We start from the raw sequence: 23,256 nt of genomic DNA, 5'->3' as shown, positions 1-23,256 counted from the left end.
ACCCCTAAGCTCGCTTTGCCACCTACTGGGCATCGATCCAGCATACTCTTCATCCCGGTGCTGATTTCCGTCATGCTGGACCTTGAACTGCACCCCACCCTTCGCCCCTCCTGACGGGTCATCTAGGCTCGGGTCGGGGCATCATCGGCGTCGGGCCGCGTAGCCGGCAGGGGGAGTCGGCGCGTCTTGCCCGCCACCGCCCCTTGAATCCGCCTGCCTTCACCCGCATCTCGTGGGTAAATCCATTCGTTTTCGGGAAGCCCAACCATGTCTATCGTCGATCCGCGTACCGGTGAGCCGCTCACCGCCGATACCAGCGTCCCGCAGGAAGCCCAGCAGCAACCTTCCCAGCCGGAGGCGGGCGAGGCCCCCGAGGTCATCATCGACGTCGACGCCAGCAACATCCAGCAGGTGCTGGAGCTCTCCATGCAGGTGCCGGTCCTGCTCGATTGCTGGGCCCCCTGGTGCGGCCCCTGCAAGAACCTGATGCCGGTGCTGGAGAAGCTGGCCCGCGAATACCAGGGCGCCTTCCTCCTGGCCAAGCTCAACATCGACGAGAACCAGGAGATCGCCGCCCAGTTGGGCGTGCGCTCGGTACCCGATGTCAAGCTGGTCAGCCAGGGCGGCCTGGTCGACCACTTTCAGGGCGCGCTGCCCGAGAAGGAGATCCGCGAGTGGCTGGGACGTTACTTCCCGGCGCCGGAAAATGTCCCGGCGAGCCCCGAGGAGCAGGCCGCCGAGGCACTCGCCGCCGGGGATGCCGCCGGTGCCCGCGCCATCTACCAGGAGCTGGTGCAACAATACCCGGACCACATCGCCTATCAGGTGGAGCTGGCCCGCACCCTGGTGGCCGAGGGGCGCGGCGAGGAAGCCCGCAGCGTGCTCGACAACCTGCCGCCGGAGGAGCGTGATGCCGCCCCGGCCCGCGGGGTGCGTGCCAGCATCGAGTTCGGCGAGGAGGCCCCCTCCGCCGAGGAGCTGGCCGCCCTGGGCGAGCGCGACGACAGCGAAGCGCAATACCTGCGGGCCCTGCGCCGGGTGGCCGACGGCGACTATGAACCGGGCCTCGAGGGGCTCTTGGCGCTGATGAAGGCCGACCGTGCCTATGGCGACGATGCCGCACGCAAGACACTGCTGCGGGTCTTCGATGCCCTGGGCGCCGACCACCCGCTCACGGTCAGCTACCGTCGCAAGCTGTTTACGATGCTTTACTGAGTTTACTGAGGCCCGGCTTCCAACCGGGCTTCGCCCGGAGCTGTAAGCCATAAGCTGGAAGAAATGCCGCTACTCAACTTATGAGATCGGGGTTGAAGTTACTTCCAGCTTCAAGCTTCCAGGAGCGAAGCGACGCTCTTCACGCTTTCAAGACCTTATCCAGCCGGGCGAGGGCCGCGTCCAGTTGGGTGGCGGTGGTACCGAAGTTGAGCCGAACAAAGCCCGGGTGGCCGAAGTCGGCGCCATCGGAGAGCGCCACCCCGGCGCGCTCCAGCAATGCTCGCTGAGGTGACTCGCCAAGCCCCGCTTTACGCAGGTCGAGCCAGGCCAGGTAGGTGGACTGCGGCGGCGCCATGCCGACTCCCGGCCAGTGTGCCACCCGTTCCACCAGGCGGCGGCGGTGGTCGCGCAGCACCTCGAGCAGTGCCTGCCGCCAGGCTTCCCCCTGTCCGTAGGCGGCCTCGGCCGCCGCCAGCCCCAGCACGTTGCCGTCCGGCACCAGCCCCTTGGCCGCCGCCGCGAAGCGCCGTCGCAGCTCGGGGTCGGGGATCACCGCACAGGCGGTGGTCAGCCCGGCCAGATTGAAGGTCTTGGAGGGCGCCCACAGCGTGATGGTGCGCTCGGCCAGCGCCGGGAAGGCCGCCGCCAGCGGCACGTGACTGGCGCCCTCCTCCAGCAGCAGGTCGCAGTGCAGTTCATCGGAGACCACGTAGAGGTCATGGCGCTCCACCAGCTCGGCCAGGCCGGCCAGTTCGTCGCGCTCCCAGACCCGCCCGGTGGGATTGTGGGGATGACACCACAGCAGCAACCGGGTGCGCGGGGTGATCGCCGCCTCCAGCGCCTCGAGATCGAGGCACCAGGTCTCGCCCGGCGCCGCAGGCTCGCGCATACACGCCTGCTGAGGCGTGCGCCCAGTACGTTCGGCCACCTTGAGGAAGGGCGGATAGATGGGCGTCACCGTCAGCACCCCGTCGCCCGGCTCGGTCAGCGCCATGCTGGCCAGGTGCAGCGCCGGCACCACCCCGGGCAGCCACTGCTGCCACTCCGGCTCGATGGCCCAACCATAGTGTTGCGCACTCCAGGCGCACACTGTCTCGCGCAGCGAGTCGGGCACCAGGCCGTAGCCGAAGACGCCGTGCTCGACCCGGGCATGCAGCGCCTCCAGCACCGCCGGCGGCGATACGAAATCCATGTCGGCCACCCAGAGCGGCAGTACCTTGTCGCCGTAGTGATGCCACTTCTGCGATGGCCAGCTACCGGACGGGTGCCGACGCTCCACTGGCGTGGCAAAATCGAACACCATGCGCTCACTCCTTTTATCGACGGCCAGGAAAACCCATGACCTCGACCATGCCCCAGGACGACTTCTATGCCAAGGTACGCCGCGGCATGCCGCGACTGCTGGCCCAGTGGCGCGACCTGGGCCAGGATACCCCGCAGCATCTGGCCCTGCTGCTCGCCGAGACCGCCCGGGTGGTACGGATCGGCCAGCCGGACGCCACTCCCGATGCCGCTACCCTGACGGCCTGGAGCGAGGCGCTGAACGGCGACGAGATCCCGCTGTGGGCCGCGCGGACCGCCACCTTCCTGCTGGTGCAGATGCCGGCCCGGCCATGCCCCCGCGATGCCGACGAGGCCTGCGCCTGGGCTTACTGCTGGCTACGCAACCGTGACTTCGATTCCCTGGAGACGGCCCGGTCGGCGCTGCCACCCCATCTGTGCGAGTCCCTGGCAGACGCCCTGCCCGCCGCCTGGCGCGACCGCCAGGGGCTGCGCCTGATCTAGGAGCCCACCGGGCTTGGTGGCCCAGCCTTCGACGAATGGCGCGACACACTCCATGACAACTACCGCCAAATAAGGCTAAGGAAAACAGAATGGAAGTTCCCCTGAGCTGGCAGTTGGCCAAGCTTGCGGTATCGATCGGCATGGTGCTGGGCCTCGGTGCCATCGCCGTGCGTGTCAGCCCGCGGATGGCGGGGCTGCTGGCGGGCTATCCGCTGGGCACCGCCATCGCCCTGTTCTTCATCGGCCTGGAGCTCTCGCCGGGCTTCGCCGCCACGAGCGCCGTACATACCCTGGCCGGTTTCACCGCCACCCTGGCGCTGGGCGGCGGCTACCTGCTGGCCGGGCGCCGCCCGGGGCTGCCCGGCGTAGTGGCCGGCACCGCCGCCGGGCTGGCCGCCTTCCTGGCGGTCAGCCTGGTGCTGACCCGGGTGGAGTTCGACCGCCTCACCGGCACCCTCACCACCCTGGCCGCCATTGCACTGTTCACCTGGCTCTACCGCCGCGTGCCGGAGAGCATAGCCCGCCCCACCGGACGCTTCTCCTGGGCCGCCCTGGTCGTACGCGCCCTGCTTGCCGCCGTGATCATCTTCGTGATCACCGGCCTGGCCCATGTGCTGCCGGCGGCCTGGGCCGGGGTGATGGCCGCCTTCCCGGTCACCATGTATCCCTTCCTGGTGATCCTGCACCTGACCCACGGTCCCGATCCGGTGGCCACGGTGATCAAGCACTACCCGATGGGGCTCGGCTCGCTGCTCAGCTATGCGCTGTGCGTCTCCTTCGCCTACCCCACCCTGGGCCTGGCACTGGGCACCCTGGCCGGGTTCGCCGTGGCCACCCTGTGGCTCGTCGCCTGGACCCGCCTCCAGGCCTGGCTGGGCAACCGACGCGCGGAACACCGGGGCAGAGGCAGACCTTCCCGCGATACTTGACCGAACGCTTGCTCGGGGCAAAGCTAGTCATCCTAGAGCGATAACCACAAGGAAACGCCAGATGTTCGTTCGCACCGTCGAGCCCGCCTTTTACGACACCGACGCCCTGGGCCACGTCAACAACACCCGCCTGCCGGCCTGGTTCGAGCTGGCCCGCAACGACCTCTTCCGGCTCTTCACCCCGGACCTGGACCCACGCAAGTGGCGGCTGATCATGGCCCGCATGGAGGTCGACTATCGCGCCGAGCTGCAGTATGGCGAGGAGATCGAGATCCGCACCTATGTCTCGCGGCTCGGCAACAGCTCCTTCACCGTCAGCCAGGAGGCACGCCAGGGCGGCAAGCTCACCAACCTGGGCCACACCGTGATGGTGCACTTCGACCACGACGCCAAGCAGGCCATCCCCATCGTGGGCGAGCTGCGCGAGGCGCTGGAATCCCATCTCCAGGAGGAGCCCGTCGACGCATGACCCCCGCCGTCAAGCAGTTGGAGAAGGCCGGGGTCGACTTCGCCCTGGCCGAGTATGACCATGACCCGCGCAGCCCCGCCTACGGCGAGGAGGCCGCCCGGGTACTGGGGCTCTCCGCCGATGAGGTGTTCAAGACGCTGCTGGCCCGGCTCGATGACGACCGCCTGGTGGTGGCCATCGTGCCAGTATCGCGCAAGCTCGACCTCAAGGCCCTGGCGCGTGCCGCCGGCGCCCGCAAGGCCCATATGGCCGAGGCCGACGAGGCCCAGCGCGCCACCGGCTACGTGGTGGGGGGCATCAGCCCGTTGGGCCAGAAGCGCCGCCTGGCCACCTTCCTCGACGCCAGTGCCGAGGGTCAACCGACGATCCATGTCAGCGGCGGACGCCGCGGCCTCGAGATCCGCCTGGCACCTGCCGACCTGCTCAGGCTCACCGGCGGACGCCTGGCTACACTGTCCAGAGGCGCCGGGGACTGGTCGTAGAGGAGGTCCGCCAACAGAGATAACCCTGCACAGGAGCCCACCATGGCCATCCGCTACACCCTGTGGCTGGATCCGGAGGATACCGAGCGCCACCGCGCCATGGAGGCGCAACTGCTGCGCTATTTCGTCGAGCGCTTCGCGGACTACCCCCATATCCGCTTGTTCGGCGCCGACCCCTACGATTATGATGCGCCGTTCAATCGACTCCATGACGTGCTGATAGCGCGGGCCGCGGAATACTGCGAGCGGGAGTGGTACTACGTGCCCACCCCCGACCAGCTCAATCGCGCCTTCTTCCTGGCCGTCGGCGAGTCAAACAAGTTTCTACAGGGCCCCGACGATGGTGATCCAGACCGATAACCCGCCTGATCCCCGCCAGCTGGCGATCATCACCGAGCAGCTCGGCCGCGCGCCCCGCGGCATAGAGGCCGTGGCCGCCACCGATGGCGAGGGCACCCCGCTGGTGCTGCGCATGGCGCCGATCGTCGCTGGCAAGCCCTTCCCGACCCTCTACTGGCTGAGCTCCGAGCGGCTCAAGGTGGTGATCTCGCGCATCGAAGCCGACGGCGCCATCAAGCGGCTCGAGACCCGCCTGCAGGAGGAGCCCGAGTGGCTCGCCGCCTACCATGCCAGCCACCGTGACTATGTCGCCGCGCGTTGGGGACACATGAGCGAGACACAAAAGGCTGAGGTAATCCGGCTCGGCTATGATGGCGTGCTCACCGAGCGCGGCATCGGTGGCATCGCCAACTGGGACCAGGTGCGCTGCCTGCACACCCAGTACGCCCACCATCTATGCGGCAACAACGTCATCGGCCGCTGGATGGACGCCGAGTACGGCGTCGCCGACTGTCTGCCCTGAAGCACCCCGCGCACCCTCTACCCCCTGACCATAAGATGCTCAACAAGGAGCCCCCCGATGTACGTCGATACTCATGTCATTGCCAGCCTCGCCCTGATCATCAGCATGCTTGGCATCTTCGTGGTCGGCGTCAAGCTGCTGCGCGAGGCCATGAAGCGCGACGCCGACGCCGCCCGCTGAGGCACGGCTACGCGATCTGGAGGGGCGCCTGGTGGCGCCCCTCGGCGTTATGGTTCACGCTGGCGACGCCACGCAGGGCGCGCCAGGATGGATACTCTTGCCAAGGAGAAGAGCATGCCGAGATTCTGCATCTTCCTGGGTTCACGGGAGGGCCGTGACCCGCAGTACCTGGCCGACGCCCGAAGGCTGGGCGAGGCGCTGGCGCGCCGCGGCCATACCCTGGTCTATGGGGGCGCACGCATCGGGATGATGGGGGCCCTGGCCGATGCCGTCCTGGAGGCCGGCGGCGAGGTGATCGGAGTGATGCCCGATCACCTGGTGGAGCGTGAGCAGGCCCACCGCGGCCTGACCCAACTGATCCATGTGCGCAACATGCACGAGCGCAAGGCCAGCATGGCAGCCCATGCCGACGCCTTCATCATGCTGCCCGGGGGGATCGGCACCCTGGAGGAGTTCTTCGAGGCCTGGACCTGGCACTATCTCGGGCTCCACGACAAGCCCATCGGCGTGCTCGACAGCGTGGGCTTCTACTCGCCCCTGCTGGCCTTCCTCGACAACACCGTGGAACAGGGCTTCCTCAATGCCCGCACCCGCGCCGAGCTGTTCGACGCCAGCACTCCCCTCGAGCTGCTGGATATGCTGGAAGCCCGGCTGGCGCGCTGAGTCACGCCTCGCCGGCCAGCTCGCGGGTACGCTGGTAGGTAAGCTGCAGCAGCCGGGCATCCTCGCCGGCGCGATGCCGGTGGATACCCAGCTCCTCGATCAGCGCCTCCTTGGTAGGCGTCCACAGCGCCAGCTGCCCCTCGCCGAGCAGCTTGCGCAAGGCCTCCAGGCGGAAGGCCGGCAGCATGCCGGCGTGATGGAAGAGCAGCGACAGCCAGGTGTTGTCGTAACCCCAGCTGTCGCTGTAGCAGATCTTCACTTCGCCGAGCTCGTCGTTGAGCCACTGCGCCACCTGGCGCACCGGGCGCCCTTCACGCCGAAGGCGGGCCCGGCTGATCCCGTGGAGCAGCTCGGCCTTGGGATCCCAGTGGGTCCACTCGGGCAGGGGCTGGATCAGGAAGGCGCAGCTGCTGCCATCGGCGCGGGCCAGCCCCACTTCGATGGGATAGCTGCCGCGCCCGAATCCAGACGCTTCGATATCGAGCAGGGTCGGTAGCGTCACGGCGGGCAGGATCCTCGAGGCAGCCACGAAAGGAAGGGCGCCGTCGGAACGGCGCCTCGCAGGCTAGTGTCGCGTCTCGTCTTCCACGCTGTCCAGCGGCTCGCCGAATCCAGCGGCACGGTCGGCCAGGCACTGCCAGTGGGCGGCGCGCTCGGCGTCCACCGCGAGGCCCAGCTGGCCTTCGCGGTAGGCCCGCGCCAGGCGCTGGGCGGCCAGCGGGTGGCCCGCCTCGCCGGCGCGGGCATACCAGGTCACGGCGCGGTCGTCACGACGCGGATAGAGGGCACAGCCATTCTCGTAGATCTGCCCGGCCTGGTACTGGGCACGGGAGTCGCCGGCATGGGCCGCCTCGAGCACGTAACGGGCGCCGCGGGCCTTGTCCTGGGGCGACAGGCCACGATGGAACAGCATATGCCCATAGGTGGAGAGCGCCGCCGGATGACCGGCGTCGGCACAGCGCTGAAAGAGGTGCATGGTCAAACGCTGGGTGCGCGGCGAGCGAGGCAGCCAGCGGGTATGGAAGAGCTGCTCCGCCAGGCGGTACTCGAGCCGGGTGAACAGTGATGATGCCTGTGTCATGGCCTTCCACCGAATCCTGTATCGCAAGAAAAAGACAGCCGGCACCACCCTGTGCGCGGCGTCTGTCATCTGGCCCACCCCGGTCCACGGGGCATAACGGCCGGCCAGCATACGCCCGCCCCCGCGGGGACTCAACCCCGGAAGGAGCGGTATCGCCGCGACACCAACCCGGCCCCCTGAGCGCCCTCGCCGCGCCCACCGGCTATCGCCTCGATAGCCCCTCAGGCGGGGCGCCCTTGGTATACTCGACCCGACCCCCACCGGATTCAGGAGCGCCCCATGCTGAGCGTGATCTCGCCCGCCAAGACGCTGGACTTCGAGACCCCGGCCACCACGGCCCACTACACCCAGCCGGACTTCCTCGAGCGTAGCCGCGAACTGATCGAGATCCTGCGCGACTATTCACCCCAGCGGCTCAGCGACCTGATGGGCATCAGCGACAAGCTCGCGGCCCTCAATGCCGCCCGCTACGGCGAGTGGCACACGCCCTTCACCCCGGAGAACGCCAAGCCCGCCGTCCAGGCCTTCCAGGGCGACGTCTACGTGGGGCTTGCGGCCGACACCTTCGGCGACGATGACAACGCCTTCGCCCAGGCGCACCTGCGCATACTCTCCGGCCTCTACGGCCTGCTGCGCCCGCTGGACCTGATCCAGCCCTACCGCCTCGAGATGGGCACCCGGCTCGAGAACCCCGCGGGCAAGGACCTCTACGCCTTCTGGCGCGCGACTCTCACCGCCGAACTCGACCGCGCCGTGGCGCAGAGCGGCAGCCCGGTGCTGGTCAACCTCGCCTCCAACGAATACTTCAAGGCGATCGATGCGAAGGCGCTCACGGCACGCGTGATCACCCCGGTGTTCAAGGACGAGAAGAACGGCAAGCTCAAGATCATCAGCTTCTACGCCAAGAAGGCCCGTGGCCTGATGGCGGCCTGGATGATCCGCCAGCGCCTGGACGACCCCGAGGGCCTCAAGGACTTCGACGTGGCCGGCTACGCCTACAACGCCGCCATGAGCGAGGGCGACACCCTGGTGTTTACCCGCTCCGAAGGTGCCGCCTGAGCTGGCCCAATCGAGGCTGTCCCGGCGCCTCTCACCAAGTCGCTGACAACACGCTTTCCCAGACTACACAAACACCAGCGGCCGCGAGGCGCGTGCCTTGAGGAAGCGGCGGTGGGCCTGCTTGAAGCGCTCGTCGTCGCAGCGATGCAGCCACTCGTAGGCCACCATGTCGGCACTCACCGCCACCGCGCCGGCCTGGACCATGCGCTCCCGGGCCAGGCGCGCCTCGCCGGCGCGGCGGCTGGCGCAGGCCTCGGTCAGCCAGTAGACCTCGTAGCCCGCCGCCAACAGGCCGAGGCCGGTCTGCATCACGCAGATATGCGCCTCGCTGCCGCACAGCACCACCTGGCGCCGGCCGCTCTCCGCCAGGGCCGCGGCGAACTCGGCGTTGGCGCAGGCGTCGAAGGTCAGCTTCTGCCATCGCCGGTGCCCCGGCAGCGCCTCGAGCAGCCGCGGCTCGCTGCCCCCCAGTCCCTCGGGATACTGCTCGGTGATCCAGACCGGCACCTCGATGGACTCGGCCAGGCCGCCCAGCCAGGCCGCCTCGTTGACCGCCTGGTCGCCGTGCTCGATCACCGGCAGCAGGCCCGCCTGCAGGTCGACGATCAGCAGCAGGCTCTCTTCTCGTGTCAAGCGCATGGCGCTCGCTCCCCTTGTTGTGCGTTTATCATGGAAGCCCCAAGAATAGCCGCTAGAATGGTCTGACTCGACTCTCATCTCCTACAAGGTGACGACACCCCCATGACCTCACGATTCGCTCACACCTCCCTGCTGCGCCACCTCATGATCATGCTGGTAGCCGGCCTCTTCACCCTGGGCCCTGCCCTGCAGGACGCCGAGGCGCGCCGCCTGGGTGGCGGCAAGAGCTTCGGCACCCAATCACGCAGCGTGCAGCAACAGCCTGCCGCAACCCAGAATCAGGCCACCGGCACCCGCGCCACCCAGGGCCGCGCCGGCTCGCGCATGCCCGGCATGCTGGGCGGCCTGCTCGCCGGCGGGCTGCTTGCCGCACTGTTCTTCGGCGGCGCCTTCGATGAACTGAGGCTGATGGATATCCTGGTGGTGGCCGGCATCGCCTTCCTGCTCTTCCGGCTACTGGCGCGCCGGCGGCCGGCGGTGGCGGGAGGCCCCGCACCAGGCGCCGAGGAGACGCGCGGCGGAGCCACGGCCCAGCCCTTCCAGGCCAGCGCTGCTCCAGCCAGTGCTGCTCCAGCCGGTGGCGCCTTCGCCGGCGAGCCCGAGTGGTTCGACCGGGAACGCTTCCTGGCCGGTGCCAAGGAGCACTTCATGACCCTGCAGCGCGCCTGGGACAACAACGACTTCGCCGGTATCCAGGAGTACGTCACCCCGGAGCTCTACAACTTGCTGCGCGAGGAGCGTGCCCGTCACCCGGCGAACAACCGCACCGAGGTGGTGCGCCTGTTCGCCGAACTGGGGATGGTCCAGGAAGTGGGCCAGCAGGCCGAGGCCACGGTGGTCTTCCACGGCATCCTCGACGAGAACGGCGAGCACAACGAGTTCAACGAGACCTGGCACCTGATGCGCGAGCTGCGCGATGGCGCCCCCTGGTACGTGCAGGGCATCGAACAGAACGGCTGACACCAGGCCGCCCAACCCGGGCGGCCGCATGACGCCGCTGCTGGCCGGGTGCTATGATCCACGCTCAATAACGTACTCGTAGACACCAACAGCACAACGAGGAATCCGGCTTGTCACACTTACCGGTGATCGTAGGCATGGGCGGCGTGAACCCTGCCGGCAGAACCTCGGGCCACCAGGCATTTCGCCGCACCGTGCTCGACGCCCTGCCCACGGAGGACCAGGCCCGCACCCTGCTCGGCCTGGCCGCCATGATGCGCCTGGCCAGCGGCCAGGAGGACGGCAGCTGGCAGAACGCCGAGGGGCATACCCTGGACCCCGACGCCATCGTCGAGCAGACCCGCCAGCAAGTCCTCGACCATACCCTGATCCGCCGCATCGAGGACCCGCGCTTCAACGCCGAGGGCCTGCCTGCCAATCGTCGGGCCAGCCTGGCGCTGGACGCTCCCCTGACCTTCCGCATCCAGCGTCGCCAGCTGCCCCAGGACCTGCCGGCCACCTGGCAAGTGCGCGAACTCGATCGCAAGCTGCTCGAGGTGACGGTGCCCGCCGGGGAGATGGACGTGATGCTCCCCGAGCACCGCCCCGCCCAAGTGCGTGCCGCCGGCCAACTGCCCAGTGGCTTCGAGCCCAGCCAGCTCTACCGCAGCGTACACCACCCGCGCGGGCTCTCCATGGCCATCTTCGCCGCCAGCGATTGCCTGGGTGACAGCGGTCTCGACTGGGACGCTCTGCGCGACCGTCTCGACCCCGACGAGGTCGCCGTCTACGCCGGCAACTCCATCGGCCAGCTCGATGACGAAGGCTGGGGCGGCCTGCTCAAGAGCTTCGTCTCCGGCAAGCGCGCCACCTCCAAGCAGATGCCGCTGGGCTACGGCCAGATGCCCGCCGACTTCCTCAACGCCTACGTGCTGGGCAGCGTGGGCGGCACCGGCGCGGCGATGGGCGCCTGCGCCAGTTTCCTCTACAACCTGCGCCTGGGGGTCGACGACCTCCGCGCCGGACGCCGCCGCGTGGTGATGGTGGGCACCGCCGATGCCCCGGTCACCCCGGAGATCATCGAAGGCTTCCGCACCATGGGGGCACTCGCCGACGACGATAGCCTGCGCGCCCTGGATGCGCTGCAGCTGTTGACCGACGCCGACTATCAGCGCGCCTGCCGCCCCTTCGCCCGCAACTGCGGCTTCACCATCGCCGAGTCCAGCCAGTTCGTGATGCTGATGGATGACGCCCTGGCCCTGGAGGTGGGCGCCGAGATCCTGGGCAGCGTGCCGGACGTGTTCGTCAATGCCGATGGCTGGAAGCGTTCGATCTCCGCGCCGGGAATCGGCAACTACATCACCCTGGGCAAGGCCGCATCGCTGGTGCGCGAGATGCTCGGCGAGCAGGCCCTGCGCCGGCGCACCTTCGTCCAGGCCCACGGCACCAGCACGCCCAAGAACCGGGTGACCGAATCCCACGTCTTCGACCTGGTGGCGCGGGCCTACGGCATCGAGGCGTGGCCGGTGGTGGCGGTGAAGTCCTTCGTCGGCCACTCCCAGGGCAGCGCCGCCGGCGACCAGCTGACCAGCGCCCTGGGCAGCTTCGCCCACGGCCTGCTGCCCGGCATCCCCACCCTGGACGCCGTGGCCGACGACGTCCACGCCGAGCGGTTGCGGCTCTCACGCGACGCCATGCCCTTCGCCGCGGACGCCGCCTTCATCAACGCCAAGGGCTTCGGCGGCAACAACGCCACCGGCGTGCTGCTCTCCCCGGACGTCACCGAGCGCCTGCTGGTGCAGCGCCACGGCGAGGCTGCCGTGGCCGCCTGGCAGGTGCGTCGCGAGGCGACCCGCGAGGCCGCCGCCGCCTACCGCCAGCAGGCCGACCAGGGGCGCTTCGCGCCCCGTTACCGCTTCGGCGAAGGTGTGCTGGAAGGCCCTGAGCTCACGCTCAGCGATACCGAGCTCCAGATCCCCGGCTATGCCCGCCCGGTCTCCCTGGCAGTGAACAACCCCTTCGGGCGACTCGAGGAGTGACGGCGATGAACACCGCGGTATACCCCGGCACTTTCGACCCCATCACCAATGGCCACTTCGACCTGATCGAGCGCGCCTCGCGACTCTTCGACAAGGTGGTGGTGGCCATCGCCACGAGCCCCGGCAAGGGCCCCGCACTGGATATCGATACGCGCATCGCCCTGGCTCGGGAGGTCACCGCCGGGCTCGACAACATCGAGGTGGTCGGCTTCTCGGGGCTGATGACCGAATTCATGCAGCAGCAGGGCGCGCGCGTCCTGCTGCGCGGCCTGCGTGCCGTCTCCGACTTCGAGTACGAGCTGCAGCTGGCCAATATGAATCGCGCCCAGATGCCGGAGCTCGAGACCGTCTTCCTCACCCCGGCGGTGGAGAACTCCTATATCTCCTCCACCCTGGTTCGCGAGATCGCCAAGCTGGGCGGCGATGTATCGCAACATGTCCATCCCAGGGTCGCCGCAACGCTGAAGAGCCTTTACAATACCTGAGCGCAAGGCTCGGGATTGCACCGAGCAGATCCCGATGACCGCGGCCAGCGACTTCCGCGAGGTACCCCCATGGCCCTGATGATCACCGACGAGTGCATCAACTGCGATGTATGCGAACCCGAATGCCCCAACGGCGCCATCTCGCCTGGGGAGGAGATCTATGTCATCGACCCGGAGCTGTGCACCGAATGCGTCGGCCACTACGACGAGCCGCAGTGCCAGCAGGTCTGCCCGGTGGACTGCATCCCCCTCGATCCGCAGCGCGAGGAGAGCCGCGAGGAGCTGATGGCCAAGTACCAGCGCATCACCGCCGCCTGACGGCCGGCTGATCGGCTCGCCAGCACGCCACGCCGCCCCGCTTCTTGAAGCGGGGCGGTTGCGTTATGCCCCGCCGCCGGCCATGCTGCGCGGCTCGCATGCCTCGGGAGACCCTCGTGAGCCGCTCGGATTCCTCGTCCCCTGCGTCCGTGCGCCGGCGCATCCTGACGCTGGCCTGGCCGATCATCCTCTCCAATATCACCGTGCCGCTGCTGGGGCTGGTGGATACCGCCGTGGTCGGCCACCTGCCGGACTCCCGCTACCTGGCCGCGGTGACCCTGGGCGCCACCCTGTTCAGCTTCCTCTACTGGGGCTTCGGCTTCCTGCGCATGGGCACCACCGGGCTCACCTCCCAGGCGGTGGGGCGCGAGAGCGACACGGATGTGCGCAACCTGCTCGGCCAGTCGCTGCTGCTGGCGGCGGGCATCGGTGCGGCGCTGATCCTGCTGTCGCGGCCGCTGATCGCGCTGGGGCTGTGGCTGCTCGACGGCAGCGAGGTGGCCACGGCGCTGGCCGCCGAGTATGCCGAGATCCGCATCCTCTCGGCGCCGGCGGTGCTCGCCAACTACGCCATCCTGGGCTGGTTCCTGGGCCAGCAGAACGCGCGGGTGACCCTGGCGATCCTGGTGCTCACCAATGGCGTCAATATCGCCCTCGACCTGCTGTTCGTGGTCGGACTGGGCATGACCAGCGACGGCGTGGCCTGGGCCACGGTGATCGCCGACTACACCGCCCTCGCCTTCGGCCTGTGGCTGGTCTCTCGCCAGTTCAGGCTCCTGGCGGGCCGTTTCCTGCGCCATCGGCTGCTGGCACTGGCCGCCTACGCCGAGCTCTTCTCGGTCAACGCCAACCTCTTCGTGCGCACCCTGGGGCTGCTCTTCGTGATGGCCTTCTTCACCTCCCGGGGCGCCGCCCAGGGCGACACCGTGCTCGCGGCCAATGCCGTGCTGCTGCAGTTCATCATGCTCACCAGCTACGCCCTGGACGGCTTCGCCCATGCCACCGAGGCCCTTACCGGACGCTCGGTAGGCGCCAGGCGCTGGGCGGAGTTCGCCCAGACGGTGCGTGGCGCGGCCTGGTTCTCGCTGGCCACCGCCGGCCTCGCCTCCCTGGCCTTCGCCCTGGGCGGCGAGGCGCTGATCGCCCTGCTCACCGGCCTGCCGGAAGTGCGTGACACCGCCGCCAGTTACCTGCCGTGGATGATCGCCATGCCGCTGATCGCGGTGTGGAGCTATCTGCTGGACGGCGTCTTCATCGGCGCCACGGCGATCCGCGAGATGCGCAACAGCATCTTCGCCGGGCTCGCCGCCTACCTGCCCGCCTGGTGGCTCGGCCAGGCGCTACTGCCGGATTCACTCACCAACCACGGGCTGTGGCTGGCCTTCACCCTCTTCACCCTGGTGCGCTCGGTGACGCTGATCGCCTACTACCGCCAGCGGCGCCGCAGCGACTGGTGTGACAGGCCTGGACCGTTGGCAGCGATATGACGCAAGATACTGACGCTGCGCTAGTTTCTATACTGAACTACCCATAACACTCACAACATAAAGGGAACGCCATGCTCAAGGCTCTCTCGAGACCAGCGGTGAAGCTGGTCGATCGCTATCTGCCCGACCCCTACATCTTCGTGCTGCTGCTGACCATCATCGCCGCAGTGGCCGCCATCGCCGTGGAACGCCAGACGCCGCTGGCGGTGATGCGCATGTGGGGCGACGGTTTCTGGAACCTGCTGACCTTCTCGATGCAGATGCTGCTGGTGCTGGTCACCGGCTTCATGCTGGCCAGCTCCCCGCCCGTCAAGAAGCTGCTGCAGCGCCTGGCCGCCCTGGCCAAGGGGCCCGGCGGTGCCATCCTGCTGGTCACCTATGTGTCACTCGCGGCCAGCTGGATCAACTGGGGCTTCGGCCTGGTAGTGGGCGCGCTGTTCGCCAAGGAGCTGGCTCGCCTGGTGCGCGTCGACTACCGCCTGCTGGTGGCCAGCGCCTACTCCGGCTTTATCGTCTGGCACGGCGGCCTGGCCGGCTCGGTGCCGCTGACCATCGCCACCGACGGCCACTTCAGCGCCGACCAGATCGGCGTGATCGGCACCGGCTCCACCATCTTCGCCTTCTTCAACCTGGCCATCGTGGTGATGCTGTTCATCGCCGTGCCGCTGGTCAACCGCATGATGCTCCCCGACGAGAACGAGAGCGTCTTCGTCGACCCCAAGCTGCTGGGCGATGACGAGGAGCAGCAGGTGCGCATCACCCGCCCCGCCGAGCGCATGGAGAACAGCGTGGTGCTGGCCTGGCTGGTGGGCATCCCCGGCCTGATCTTCCTGGTCGACCACTTCTTCCTGCGCGGCGGCGGGCTGAACCTCAACGTGGTCAACTTCCTGTTCCTGTTCCTGGCCATCGTGCTGCACCGCACCCCGCGCAGCCTGCTGACCAGCCTGCAGGAGGCGATCAAGGGCGGCGCCGGCATCGTCATCCAGTTCCCCTTCTACGCCGGGATCATGGCGATCATGATCCAGTCGGGCCTGGCGGCAACCATGTCGGGCGCGCTGGTCTCCTTCGCTACCGAAACGACCCTGCCCTTCTGGACCTTCATCAGCGCCGGCATCGTCAACCTGTTCGTGCCCTCCGGCGGCGGCCAGTGGGCGGTGCAGGCACCGGTGATGCTGCCCGCCGCCCAAGCGCTCGGCGTGGAGATCCCGCGGGTGGCCATGGCCGTGGCCTGGGGTGACGCCTGGACCAACCTGCTGCAGCCCTTCTGGGCGCTGCCGGTGTTGGGTATCGCCGGCCTCAAGGCCAAGGACATCATGGGCTTCTGCCTGATCCAGCTGTTCATCACCGGGGTGCTGATCTCGATCGGCCTGACCTGGTTCTGACGCCCGTTCCCCCCCAGGTGAAACGCCTTGTCCCCAGGCTGGGGCAAGGCGTTATGCTGTGGATAACCTACGAGGAGACCACCCATGGACGCCCACCCCCTGCCCGGCCAGCATGAGCTCTCGATGACCGTGCTGATGACCCCGGACATGGCCAACTTCAGCGGCAAGGTGCACGGCGGCGCCATCCTCAAGAAGCTCGACGAGGTCGCCTACGCCTGCGCTAGCCGCTACTCGGGACACTACGTGGTCACCCTCTCGGTGGACCAGGTACTGTTCAAGCAGCCGATCCACGTCGGCGAACTGGTCACCTTCCTGGCCTGCGTCAACCATGTCGGACGCTCCTCCATGGAGATCGGCATCAAGGTGGTGGCCGAGGACATCCAGCACAAGCTGATCCGCCACACCAACAGCTGCTACCTGACCATGGTGGCGGTAGACGGCGACGGCAAGCCGGCCCCGGTACCGCCGCTGGCGCTGGAGACAAAAATGCAGAAGCTGCGCTTCGAGAAGGCCGCGTTGCGCAAGAAGCTGCGCAAGCAGGCCGAGGAGGAGGAGCGCCGCACCCAGGCCGAGCACGGCGCCGAGGAGCCTTAGCCGCAGACGATCTCGGCGATGATGCCATCCGCGTCGAGACGCACGTTGAGGCGATCCGCCCGGTAGTCGAGAGTCACCGCCTCACCGGGGCGCACCACGCGCATGCTCGCCGCCCCGCTCTCGGCGCGGATGGCCTCGCCCAGCGCCGCGTCATGGGCACGCCCGATGTGGTCCTGGACGCGCTCGGCACCGCAGGCGTCACCGTCCGCCACCCGAGGCGGCGGCGGGGCCCGCTCAGGCTCCGGGCCCGGCGCCGTGTTCGGCCCAGCGCAGCCCGCCAGCAGCAGCGCCAGGCCGAGCCCCAACGGGTACCAGCATCTCTCCCTCATGCCTTGTGCTCCCTGTCATCACGAAATGAAAGAAAGGCAGCGCCGGCGCGGCCTGGCCGCACTGGCGCTCGCCCTGCCGCTATCCGGCTCAGGACGCGGCGTCCTGGACCGCTTCGCCGCCCCGCTCGATATCCTGGCCGGCACCACGGATGGTGTTGCAGCCGGAGAGCAGCGAAACGGCGAACAGGGTCGCCATCAGCATCGCCAGTGTTCGTTTCATGGGGCTACCTCCTTGCGGGTTGGGAGTGTTGCACGAGGTAATTTAGCAGCTACCGGCAAGCGCTGCCCTATCCGAGCAGCAAGCGCAGGATGATCGCCGCGATCACCGCCACGGTGAGCCACTTGACCACGAAGGCCCCGCGCGGGCTGACGTTGACCTTCACCGCCAGCCAGGCCCCGGTCATGCTGCCCGCCGCCAGCAGCAGGCCATAGCCCCAGCGCACCTGGTCGTTGACCAGGAAGAGCGCCAGCGCCGGCAGAGTATAGACCAGCACAATCAGCACCTTGAAGACATTTACCTGGGCCAGGTCAATCTTCAGCATGCGATACAGCACCACGATGAACAGGATGCCCACCCCTACCTGGATGAAGCCGCCATAGAGGCCGATGGCGAACATCGCCAGGTAGACCGCCGGCGTCAGCCGCTCGGGGGTCAGCGGGCGGGTGTCCAGGCGCGGCTGGGGCAGCAGCATCAGCAACGCCGAGCCCGCCATCACCACGATCAGGATCGCCTCGAACAGGGCATCGCCAGTGCGCAGGGCCATCCAGGCCCCGACCAGCGAGCCCACCACTGCCGGCACCGAGAGGCGCAGCGAGAGGCCCACATGGCGCGCCCCTGCGCGGAAGAAGTTGTAGACCGCCGAGACGCTCTGCAACGCGATGGAGACGCGGTTGGTGCCGTTGGCCTCCTGGGGCGGCAGCCCCAGGAACATCAGCAGCGGCAAGGTGAGCATGGAGCCGCCAGCGGAGAGCACGTTGATGAAGCCGGCCAGCGTACCGATCAGCAGCAGGGCCAGCGCCTCGAGCAGGGTCATGGGAGCATCCTTTCGGGGTCGGGCTGCACAGCTTAGCCGCCCGGGCAGCCGGGGAAAACTCCCGGCGGCTCTAGCCAGCGGTTCTATGCCAGCAGTTCTATGCCAGCAGTTCTATGCCAGCGCTTCTGTGGCATGATGCCAGGCAGGCGATACCGTCGTTGATTACCCCGGAGAGCCCTGATGGACCACTTCGAGCCTGACCCCCGCCTGGTGGAAGACAGCTACCCGGTCACCGAACTGCCGCTGTGCCAGCTGCGGTTGATGAACGATACCCGCTTCCCCTGGCTGCTGCTGATCCCCCGGCAACACGGGGTCAGCGAGCTCTTCGAGCTGAGTGAGGCACAGCAGCAGCAGCTGTGGCGGGAGGCGGGCCGGATCGGCCGCGCCTTCAAGACGCTGATGGGGGCCAACAAGCTCAACGTGGCGAGCCTGGGCAACATGGTGCCCCAGCTGCACCTGCACCTGGTGCTGCGCCGCGAGGGGGATGCGGCCTGGCCGGGACCGGTGTGGGGCCAGGGCGAGGCGACGCCCTACGATCTCGACGCCCTGGCCGCCATGCGTGACCGCGTGCTGGCGATGCTCGAGGGACTGGACCTGCGCGCCGAGGCGGCCCCCGAAGCGGCGTCTACCCAGCCGCTTTCGGCCCCGCAAGCCGGCCGCTGATCGCACGCCAGCGGGGCTATCCAGCGCCAGCGGGGCTATCCGGCGCCAGCGGGGATGCCAGGCACTTGAAATCGGCCTCGCGCGCCAAGATGTCATGCAGCACGGCTATGATCCCGATGGCCAGATTTCGCTGGCCGCCGGGTGGCGGCACGGTCAACATGGATACCCACGCGACCAAGGAGACATTCGCATGAGCGACACCAACCGTATCGGCCTGCACACGGGCAGCACCAGCCAGCTGGCCGAGAGGCTCAACGAGCTGCTGGCCAACTACCAGGTCTTCTACATGAACGTGCGCGGCTACCACTGGAATGTGAAGGGTCCGCAGTTCTTCCAGCTGCACGAGAAGTTCGAGGAGCTCTATACCGACCTGCTGACCAAGGTCGACGAGGTCGCCGAGCGCATCCTCACCCTGGGTCACCAGCCCCTGCACGCCTACAGCGACTACGTGGAGATCTCGCGTATCAAGGAGGACAAGAGCGTCTCGGACGGCAAGGCCTGTGTCGAGGGCGTGCTGGCGGGCTACCAGGTGTTGATCGAGCTGCAGCGCGAGATCCTCTCGCTGGCCTCGGATGCCGACGACGAGGGCACCGCCGCCCAGGCGGGCGACTATATCCGCGAGCAGGAGAAGACCGTATGGATGCTGGCCAGCTACCTGGCCTGATCCGAAACGGACTACTCTCATGACGCCGCCGGGCCCTAAGCCCGGCGGCGTCGTTTCTGGCGCCCGGCATTCAGGCCGCGGGGCGGGCCAGGTCCTCCACCAGGGCGCACAGCAGCGTCCAGAACTCCTCCACCGAGGCGACCTCGACCCGCTCGTCCGGCGAGTGAGCGCCGCGAATCAGCGGCCCGAAGGAGATCATCTCCAGTTCAGGATACTTGCCGCCGAGAATCCCGCACTCCAGCCCGGCATGGATCACCTTGACCGCCGGGTCGCTGCCCAACCGCTCGCGATGCACGCGCTGGAAACGCGACAGCAGCTCGCTGCCCGGCTGTGGGGTCCAGCCCGGGTAGCCGTTCTCGATGCGCACCCGGGCGCCGATCAGCTCGAACAGGGCGCGCAGGCGGTCGGCCAGGTCCCGGGTGGCGCTGTCGCGCAGCGAACGCACCAGCGCGCCGAGCTGGAAGCGCCCCCGGGCGAGGCTGACCACGCCGAGGTTGTTGGAGGTCTCCACCACACCGGGCACCTCCTGACTCATGCGCTCCACGCCGCAGGGCGCGGCGTGCAGGGCCGCCAGCAGCAGGTGGGTCGCCTGGGCGGTGAGTGGCTCGTCGGCGGGTACCTCGCAGGCATCCAGGGTCAGGGCCAGGGCGTCATCGACACCGGCCAACTCGTCGCGCAGGGTGGCCTCGAGGGCCACCACTTCGGCCACGGCGGCCTCGCGCTCCTCTTCGGGCAGCGCCACCACGGCGAAGGCCTCCCGCGTCAGCGCATTGCGCAGGGTGCCACCCTGATAGCTCGCCAGGCGCGCATCGAAGCGCTCCAGGGCACGCAGGGCGCGGACCAGCAAGCGGTTGGCGTTGCCTAGTCCCTTGTGGATATCGATCCCCGAGTGGCCGCCGCGCAGGCCGGTCAACGAGAGGCGCAGTGCTACCTCGCCGTCGGCCATGGCCGCGGTCGGCAACTGAGCCTCCACCACCACGTCGGTGCCGCCGGCGCAGCCGATGAACACCTCACCGCGATCCTCGGAGTCGAGGTTGAGCAGGTAGCGCCCGGTGAGCCACTCCTCGTCGAGGTTGAGCGCCCCGCCCATGCCGGACTCCTCCTCCAGGGTGAAGAGCGCCTCCAGCGGGCCGTGTTCGAGATCGTCGGCCTCGAGGATCGCCAGGGCGGCGGCCACGCCGAGGCCGTTGTCGGCGCCCAGGGTGGTACCGCTGGCGCGCAGCCAGCCGTCGTCGCCGAGGCGGGTCTCGATGGGGTCGCGGGTGAAGTCGTGGGGGTGATCACTGTTGGCCTGGGGCACCATGTCGAGGTGGCCCTGGAAGATCACCCCCGGGGCGTCCTCGCGGCCCGGGGTCGCGGGCTTGCGGATCAGCAGGTTGCCGAAGGCATCACGCGCATGCGCCAGCCCCTGGGCGTCGGCCCAGGCTTCGAGGCGAGCCGCCAGGGCGGCCTCGTGGCCGGAGGGACGCGGGGTCTCGCAGAGGGTGCGGAAGTGGCGCCACAGCGGCTGCGGCGCGAGCCGGTCGAGATGTTCGTTCATGGGGATCCTTCCTGATTGACCGGTCTACCTTACTCAGCCCGCTGCGGCAGGGGAAGCGGTGGCCAGTTTCGAGTGCTCAGAGCTTTTCCGCCGGCAGACCTTCGCTGAGAGTCATGCCAACTCCTGCAACAGCCCCCCTACCGCCTGGCGCAGCCGAGCGGTGGCCTGGCGTCGACCCGATACGCCGAGGCGCCGAGCCAGGGCCTCGCTGGCGAGGCCCTGGAAGCTCCAGGCCACCAGCAGCGCCAGGTCGGCATCGTCGGGAAGCACGCCGCGGGCCAGGGCGTGACGCACCAGCGCCTGCAGCGCCGGCCGCGCCAGCCCCGGCTCGCGGTGGCCGGCGGCCACATCCTCGGCATCGCGGCGATCGTCGTCGGCCGGGGCCGGGGCATCGCCCTCCGCCAGCAGTGCGGCGGCGACTTCCGGCGCCAGGTCGCGCAGCTCGAAGGCGAGCAGGCCCGGCAGCGCGCGCTGGAAGCGGGCGGTCAGCGCCGTCAGCAGGCGCTCGCCGTCCTCGCCGGTGGCCCGCGCCACCATCAGGGCGTGCTCGCCGGTGGCGGTCTCCCGGCTCAGGCCCAGGCGCACCACGCGAAACCCCAGGCGCCGCCAGAAGGCGACCAGCCCCGGCTCGGCACCGAAACTGGCGCCAAGCAGGTCGCAGCCGTCGGCGTGCGCCCGGGCAAGCTCCGCCTCGATCAACGCCTGGCCCAGCCCCTCGCGACGGAACTCGGGGGCCACGGCGATGCGCACCACCCGGCGCAGGCGACCGGTCAGCGCCTCCCTGGCGCCGGCGTGGGCAGCCAGGGACTGGGCCATCAGGTGACCACGCGGGCGGCGCTCGCCGCGGGCCACGCGCTCGGCGAGTGCCGCATCGAAGCCCCCCTCGTCGGTGGTGAGTGCCACCGACAGGGGCGCCCCCCCCGCCTCCAGGGCCGTTATCGAGAGGCCCGGACCGTCCAACAGCAGGCGCAGGTCGCTCGGCGTAGTGCGGTAGTGGGCCTGCACCAGCAGGCCAAACAGGGCGCGCAGGCGTGGCTCATCGGCGGCCAGGGCCTCCCGGGACAGCCGCCGCGGGTCGCCACTGGCCCGAACCGAGGGCGCCGGTGGTTCGGCATCCAGCATCAGCAGGCGATGGAGCAGCGGTTCCAGTGGGTCATCGGCCGCCCAGCGGATCGGGGCGGCCAGGTGCAGGCCGCGCCACTCCGGGGTGACGCGCTCGAGGCGCTCGCGAAAGCGCAAAGCGAAGCCGCGGCCGGAGCCCTCGTAGCCGTGCACGGTGGTCGCGAAGGCAATCCGCGGGAAGGCATCGAGCCACTCGCCGAGCAACCCGGCGGGGATCGCCGCCGCCTCGTCCACCAGCAGCAGCCGGCCGGCACCGCCAGCATCGCCGGTCCGGGTGAGTTCGGCCAGTGCATCGGGTGCCACGAAGCGTACCGTGCCGCGCCCGGTGACGAAGGCACCACCCCGCCGTTCGCCGTGGGGACAGAGCGCCGCCAGCCGCTCGAAGAGGCGCTCCACTGCCGCCGGGCGCGGGGCGGTGACCAGCACCTCGGGCTCGCCGGCGGCGAGCCAGCGGGCGCAGGCGATCCCCAGGGCGGCGCTCTTGCCGCGGCCGCGGTCGGCGGTGATCACCAGGGGGCGACGGCGACGCAGGCGGCCCAGCCGCGCCACCGCCCGGGCCTGGTCGTCGGTCAGGCAGTCACTGTCGGCCACCGCTCCCCCGGGGGCCGCCTCGCGGACGGGCAGCCTGGGCAGGCGTGGCAGCTGCCCGGTGCGCCAGCGAATCACCTCGCCGGCGGCCGAGAGCAGCCGCGCCAGCCTGGCCAGGTAGCGGCTGGTGAGCGCCTCGGGGCGCCAGGGGTGCTCGGCCAGGCGGGCGTAGTCGGCGTCGGGGCGCGCGCCCCAGTCGGGCGGGGTCATCAGCACCAGCAGGCCCCCAGCACGCAGTGTGCCGGCCAGGGCGGCGACCGCGTCGGGATCGAGGCCAGCCCCGCAGGAGACGGCGTCGACCACCAGCAGATCATGCTCGCCCCCCAGGCGGGTGCGAGCCCGGGCGGGCGCCAGCCAGTGCGCGCACTCGACCTGCCCAGGCGCCTCGGGCGCTACCCAGAGGGGGGAGCGCCAGGCGCCGGCCAGCCACAGCGCGCCGGCGGCCCCGCGACACGCCTGCGGCGTCCCCTGCAGCCACACAAGCCCCCGCCAGCGACGGCGACCGAGTCGCCTGGCATGGGCCAGCAGCGCGCGTACCGCCTCGCTCCGCCCCCTCGCTACTGCTCCCCCTGTGCGGGTCATCGCCCCACTCCTGGCATCGCGCCGCTAGCACTTTGGTCTTATGACGATGCGGCATTCAACGCTGAAAATCACCCGCAACGCAACCTTGACGTAAACGTAAACCTAATTCAATTAGCTGATAAGAAA

Annotated in this window: 28 protein-coding genes; 19 read left to right on the top strand and 9 right to left on the bottom strand. The window is 69.1% G+C overall.

Going from position 1 to position 23,256, the window contains the following annotated elements; translation table 11 throughout:
- Positions 1–267 precede the first annotated feature (267 nt).
- The gene (locus NFH66_RS01440) at positions 268–1,215 is read left to right on the top strand and encodes a tetratricopeptide repeat protein (RefSeq protein ID WP_349607770.1); all 948 of its coding nucleotides are present in this window, start codon (positions 268–270) and stop codon (positions 1,213–1,215) included.
- A gap of 139 nt (positions 1,216–1,354) precedes the next feature.
- On the opposite strand, the gene NFH66_RS01435 is transcribed toward NFH66_RS01440, so the two are convergent.
- Positions 1,355–2,518 (bottom strand): MalY/PatB family protein, encoded by a 1,164-nt coding sequence (locus tag NFH66_RS01435; RefSeq protein ID WP_349607768.1) that lies wholly within the window; start codon positions 2,516–2,518, stop codon positions 1,355–1,357.
- A 47-nt stretch (positions 2,519–2,565) separates the two neighbouring features.
- Here NFH66_RS01435 and NFH66_RS01430 point away from each other — a divergent pair, with 47 nt between their 5' ends.
- The 8 genes from NFH66_RS01430 to NFH66_RS01395 all read left to right on the top strand — a co-directional run bounded on the left by NFH66_RS01430 (position 2,566) and on the right by NFH66_RS01395 (position 6,585).
- On the top strand, positions 2,566–3,000 hold the full coding sequence (locus NFH66_RS01430) for a hypothetical protein (protein ID WP_349611624.1): 435 nt from the start codon (positions 2,566–2,568) through the stop codon (positions 2,998–3,000).
- An 89-nt stretch (positions 3,001–3,089) separates the two neighbouring features.
- The gene (locus NFH66_RS01425) at positions 3,090–3,929 is read left to right on the top strand and encodes a hypothetical protein (RefSeq protein ID WP_349607766.1); all 840 of its coding nucleotides are present in this window, start codon (positions 3,090–3,092) and stop codon (positions 3,927–3,929) included.
- A gap of 61 nt (positions 3,930–3,990) precedes the next feature.
- A complete protein-coding gene (locus NFH66_RS01420) occupies positions 3,991–4,398 on the top strand; it encodes an acyl-CoA thioesterase (protein WP_349607764.1) in 408 nt (135 codons plus the stop codon).
- Positions 4,395–4,880, top strand: a complete 486-nt coding sequence (ybaK, locus tag NFH66_RS01415) for a Cys-tRNA(Pro) deacylase (protein WP_349607762.1) — start codon at positions 4,395–4,397, stop codon at positions 4,878–4,880. The genes NFH66_RS01420 and ybaK overlap by 4 nt, the downstream gene beginning before the upstream one ends.
- Positions 4,881–4,922: 42 nt before the next feature.
- Complete coding sequence (locus NFH66_RS01410; RefSeq protein WP_349607760.1) at positions 4,923–5,240, top strand: hypothetical protein; 318 nt, start codon at positions 4,923–4,925, stop codon at positions 5,238–5,240.
- Entirely contained in the window at positions 5,221–5,742 is a 522-nt protein-coding gene (locus tag NFH66_RS01405; protein ID WP_349607758.1) for a DUF501 domain-containing protein, read from the top strand. Before NFH66_RS01410 ends, NFH66_RS01405 begins: the two co-directional genes overlap by 20 nt.
- A gap of 57 nt (positions 5,743–5,799) precedes the next feature.
- Positions 5,800–5,922, top strand: coding sequence for a hypothetical protein (locus tag NFH66_RS01400; protein ID WP_349607756.1), 123 nt, complete (start codon positions 5,800–5,802; stop codon positions 5,920–5,922).
- A 114-nt stretch (positions 5,923–6,036) separates the two neighbouring features.
- On the top strand, positions 6,037–6,585 hold the full coding sequence (locus tag NFH66_RS01395) for an LOG family protein (RefSeq protein WP_349607754.1): 549 nt from the start codon (positions 6,037–6,039) through the stop codon (positions 6,583–6,585).
- A gap of 1 nt (position 6,586) precedes the next feature.
- On the opposite strand, the gene NFH66_RS01390 is transcribed toward NFH66_RS01395, so the two are convergent.
- Positions 6,587–7,087 carry a 3'-5' exonuclease gene (locus NFH66_RS01390; protein WP_349607752.1) on the bottom strand — a complete coding sequence of 167 codons (501 nt, stop codon included), beginning with the start codon at positions 7,085–7,087 and terminating at the stop codon, positions 6,587–6,589.
- 63 nt (positions 7,088–7,150) lie between these two features.
- Positions 7,151–7,666 (bottom strand): tetratricopeptide repeat protein, encoded by a 516-nt coding sequence (locus tag NFH66_RS01385; protein ID WP_349607750.1) that lies wholly within the window; start codon positions 7,664–7,666, stop codon positions 7,151–7,153.
- A gap of 279 nt (positions 7,667–7,945) precedes the next feature.
- Here NFH66_RS01385 and yaaA point away from each other — a divergent pair, with 279 nt between their 5' ends.
- Entirely contained in the window at positions 7,946–8,725 is a 780-nt protein-coding gene (gene yaaA / locus NFH66_RS01380; RefSeq protein ID WP_349607748.1) for a peroxide stress protein YaaA, read from the top strand.
- Between the two features lie 63 nt (positions 8,726–8,788).
- Here yaaA and NFH66_RS01375 read toward each other — a convergent pair whose 3' ends face one another.
- Positions 8,789–9,364 carry an isochorismatase family protein gene (locus NFH66_RS01375; protein ID WP_349607746.1) on the bottom strand — a complete coding sequence of 192 codons (576 nt, stop codon included), beginning with the start codon at positions 9,362–9,364 and terminating at the stop codon, positions 8,789–8,791.
- Between the two features lie 102 nt (positions 9,365–9,466).
- Between NFH66_RS01375 and NFH66_RS01370 the strand changes: the two genes are divergently transcribed.
- The 7 genes from NFH66_RS01370 to NFH66_RS01340 all read left to right on the top strand — a co-directional run bounded on the left by NFH66_RS01370 (position 9,467) and on the right by NFH66_RS01340 (position 16,608).
- Positions 9,467–10,324: a Tim44 domain-containing protein gene (locus tag NFH66_RS01370; protein ID WP_349607744.1), complete on the top strand. Its 858-nt coding sequence runs from the start codon at positions 9,467–9,469 to the stop codon at positions 10,322–10,324.
- Between the two features lie 137 nt (positions 10,325–10,461).
- Entirely contained in the window at positions 10,462–12,342 is a 1,881-nt protein-coding gene (locus tag NFH66_RS01365) for a beta-ketoacyl synthase (RefSeq protein ID WP_349611622.1), read from the top strand.
- Positions 12,343–12,347: 5 nt separating this feature from the next.
- Positions 12,348–12,827, top strand: a complete 480-nt coding sequence (gene coaD, locus NFH66_RS01360) for a pantetheine-phosphate adenylyltransferase (protein WP_349607742.1) — start codon at positions 12,348–12,350, stop codon at positions 12,825–12,827.
- A gap of 69 nt (positions 12,828–12,896) precedes the next feature.
- Positions 12,897–13,145: a YfhL family 4Fe-4S dicluster ferredoxin gene (locus NFH66_RS01355; RefSeq protein ID WP_349607740.1), complete on the top strand. Its 249-nt coding sequence runs from the start codon at positions 12,897–12,899 to the stop codon at positions 13,143–13,145.
- 116 nt (positions 13,146–13,261) lie between these two features.
- The gene (locus NFH66_RS01350) at positions 13,262–14,632 is read left to right on the top strand and encodes an MATE family efflux transporter (RefSeq protein WP_349607738.1); all 1,371 of its coding nucleotides are present in this window, start codon (positions 13,262–13,264) and stop codon (positions 14,630–14,632) included.
- A gap of 71 nt (positions 14,633–14,703) precedes the next feature.
- Positions 14,704–16,014, top strand: coding sequence for a short-chain fatty acid transporter (locus NFH66_RS01345; RefSeq protein WP_349607736.1), 1,311 nt, complete (start codon positions 14,704–14,706; stop codon positions 16,012–16,014).
- A gap of 84 nt (positions 16,015–16,098) precedes the next feature.
- Positions 16,099–16,608 (top strand): acyl-CoA thioesterase, encoded by a 510-nt coding sequence (locus NFH66_RS01340; protein WP_349607734.1) that lies wholly within the window; start codon positions 16,099–16,101, stop codon positions 16,606–16,608.
- On the opposite strand, the gene NFH66_RS01335 is transcribed toward NFH66_RS01340, so the two are convergent.
- The 3 genes from NFH66_RS01335 to NFH66_RS01325 all read right to left on the bottom strand — a co-directional run bounded on the left by NFH66_RS01335 (position 16,605) and on the right by NFH66_RS01325 (position 17,971).
- Complete coding sequence (locus tag NFH66_RS01335) at positions 16,605–16,937, bottom strand: I78 family peptidase inhibitor (protein WP_349607732.1); 333 nt, start codon at positions 16,935–16,937, stop codon at positions 16,605–16,607. The genes NFH66_RS01340 and NFH66_RS01335 overlap by 4 nt on opposite strands.
- Before the next feature lie 88 nt (positions 16,938–17,025).
- Positions 17,026–17,157: an entericidin A/B family lipoprotein gene (locus NFH66_RS01330; protein WP_349607730.1), complete on the bottom strand. Its 132-nt coding sequence runs from the start codon at positions 17,155–17,157 to the stop codon at positions 17,026–17,028.
- 67 nt (positions 17,158–17,224) lie between these two features.
- Entirely contained in the window at positions 17,225–17,971 is a 747-nt protein-coding gene (locus NFH66_RS01325; RefSeq protein ID WP_349607728.1) for a sulfite exporter TauE/SafE family protein, read from the bottom strand.
- Positions 17,972–18,151: 180 nt separating this feature from the next.
- Between NFH66_RS01325 and NFH66_RS01320 the strand changes: the two genes are divergently transcribed.
- On the top strand, positions 18,152–18,634 hold the full coding sequence (locus tag NFH66_RS01320) for an HIT family protein (RefSeq protein WP_349607726.1): 483 nt from the start codon (positions 18,152–18,154) through the stop codon (positions 18,632–18,634).
- A gap of 190 nt (positions 18,635–18,824) precedes the next feature.
- On the top strand, positions 18,825–19,298 hold the full coding sequence (locus tag NFH66_RS01315) for a Dps family protein (RefSeq protein WP_349607724.1): 474 nt from the start codon (positions 18,825–18,827) through the stop codon (positions 19,296–19,298).
- A 70-nt stretch (positions 19,299–19,368) separates the two neighbouring features.
- Here NFH66_RS01315 and NFH66_RS01310 read toward each other — a convergent pair whose 3' ends face one another.
- Both NFH66_RS01310 and NFH66_RS01305 read right to left on the bottom strand, forming a co-directional pair.
- Entirely contained in the window at positions 19,369–20,838 is a 1,470-nt protein-coding gene (locus NFH66_RS01310) for an aminoacyl-histidine dipeptidase (RefSeq protein ID WP_349607722.1), read from the bottom strand.
- A 111-nt stretch (positions 20,839–20,949) separates the two neighbouring features.
- Positions 20,950–23,130: a tRNA(Met) cytidine acetyltransferase TmcA gene (locus NFH66_RS01305; RefSeq protein ID WP_349607720.1), complete on the bottom strand. Its 2,181-nt coding sequence runs from the start codon at positions 23,128–23,130 to the stop codon at positions 20,950–20,952.
- Positions 23,131–23,256 lie beyond the last annotated feature (126 nt).

It is taken from the genome of Halomonas sp. H10-9-1 (assembly GCF_040147005.1).
Lineage (GTDB): Bacteria > Pseudomonadota > Gammaproteobacteria > Pseudomonadales > Halomonadaceae > Halomonas.
Note: the sequence above shows the minus strand (reverse complement) of the source record. Positions and strands in the feature narration are given on the sequence as shown.

Coding starts and splice junctions, on each gene's coding strand:
- NFH66_RS01355 (WP_349607740.1), top strand. CDS start 12,897: ATGGCCCTGATGATCACCGACGAGTGCATCAACTGCGATGTATGCGAA.
- NFH66_RS01395 (WP_349607754.1), top strand. CDS start 6,037: ATGCCGAGATTCTGCATCTTCCTGGGTTCACGGGAGGGCCGTGACCCG.
- NFH66_RS01345 (WP_349607736.1), top strand. CDS start 14,704: ATGCTCAAGGCTCTCTCGAGACCAGCGGTGAAGCTGGTCGATCGCTAT.
- NFH66_RS01305 (WP_349607720.1), bottom strand. CDS start 23,130: ATGACCCGCACAGGGGGAGCAGTAGCGAGGGGGCGGAGCGAGGCGGTA.
- NFH66_RS01440 (WP_349607770.1), top strand. CDS start 268: ATGTCTATCGTCGATCCGCGTACCGGTGAGCCGCTCACCGCCGATACC.
- NFH66_RS01320 (WP_349607726.1), top strand. CDS start 18,152: ATGGACCACTTCGAGCCTGACCCCCGCCTGGTGGAAGACAGCTACCCG.
- NFH66_RS01405 (WP_349607758.1), top strand. CDS start 5,221: ATGGTGATCCAGACCGATAACCCGCCTGATCCCCGCCAGCTGGCGATC.
- NFH66_RS01340 (WP_349607734.1), top strand. CDS start 16,099: ATGGACGCCCACCCCCTGCCCGGCCAGCATGAGCTCTCGATGACCGTG.
- NFH66_RS01335 (WP_349607732.1), bottom strand. CDS start 16,937: ATGAGGGAGAGATGCTGGTACCCGTTGGGGCTCGGCCTGGCGCTGCTG.
- NFH66_RS01400 (WP_349607756.1), top strand. CDS start 5,800: ATGTACGTCGATACTCATGTCATTGCCAGCCTCGCCCTGATCATCAGC.
- coaD (WP_349607742.1), top strand. CDS start 12,348: ATGAACACCGCGGTATACCCCGGCACTTTCGACCCCATCACCAATGGC.
- NFH66_RS01370 (WP_349607744.1), top strand. CDS start 9,467: ATGACCTCACGATTCGCTCACACCTCCCTGCTGCGCCACCTCATGATC.
- yaaA (WP_349607748.1), top strand. CDS start 7,946: ATGCTGAGCGTGATCTCGCCCGCCAAGACGCTGGACTTCGAGACCCCG.
- NFH66_RS01310 (WP_349607722.1), bottom strand. CDS start 20,838: ATGAACGAACATCTCGACCGGCTCGCGCCGCAGCCGCTGTGGCGCCAC.
- NFH66_RS01435 (WP_349607768.1), bottom strand. CDS start 2,518: ATGGTGTTCGATTTTGCCACGCCAGTGGAGCGTCGGCACCCGTCCGGT.
- NFH66_RS01385 (WP_349607750.1), bottom strand. CDS start 7,666: ATGACACAGGCATCATCACTGTTCACCCGGCTCGAGTACCGCCTGGCG.
- NFH66_RS01420 (WP_349607764.1), top strand. CDS start 3,991: ATGTTCGTTCGCACCGTCGAGCCCGCCTTTTACGACACCGACGCCCTG.
- NFH66_RS01330 (WP_349607730.1), bottom strand. CDS start 17,157: ATGAAACGAACACTGGCGATGCTGATGGCGACCCTGTTCGCCGTTTCG.
- NFH66_RS01425 (WP_349607766.1), top strand. CDS start 3,090: ATGGAAGTTCCCCTGAGCTGGCAGTTGGCCAAGCTTGCGGTATCGATC.
- NFH66_RS01325 (WP_349607728.1), bottom strand. CDS start 17,971: ATGACCCTGCTCGAGGCGCTGGCCCTGCTGCTGATCGGTACGCTGGCC.
- NFH66_RS01375 (WP_349607746.1), bottom strand. CDS start 9,364: ATGCGCTTGACACGAGAAGAGAGCCTGCTGCTGATCGTCGACCTGCAG.
- NFH66_RS01430 (WP_349611624.1), top strand. CDS start 2,566: ATGCCCCAGGACGACTTCTATGCCAAGGTACGCCGCGGCATGCCGCGA.
- NFH66_RS01365 (WP_349611622.1), top strand. CDS start 10,462: ATGGGCGGCGTGAACCCTGCCGGCAGAACCTCGGGCCACCAGGCATTT.
- NFH66_RS01410 (WP_349607760.1), top strand. CDS start 4,923: ATGGCCATCCGCTACACCCTGTGGCTGGATCCGGAGGATACCGAGCGC.
- ybaK (WP_349607762.1), top strand. CDS start 4,395: ATGACCCCCGCCGTCAAGCAGTTGGAGAAGGCCGGGGTCGACTTCGCC.
- NFH66_RS01315 (WP_349607724.1), top strand. CDS start 18,825: ATGAGCGACACCAACCGTATCGGCCTGCACACGGGCAGCACCAGCCAG.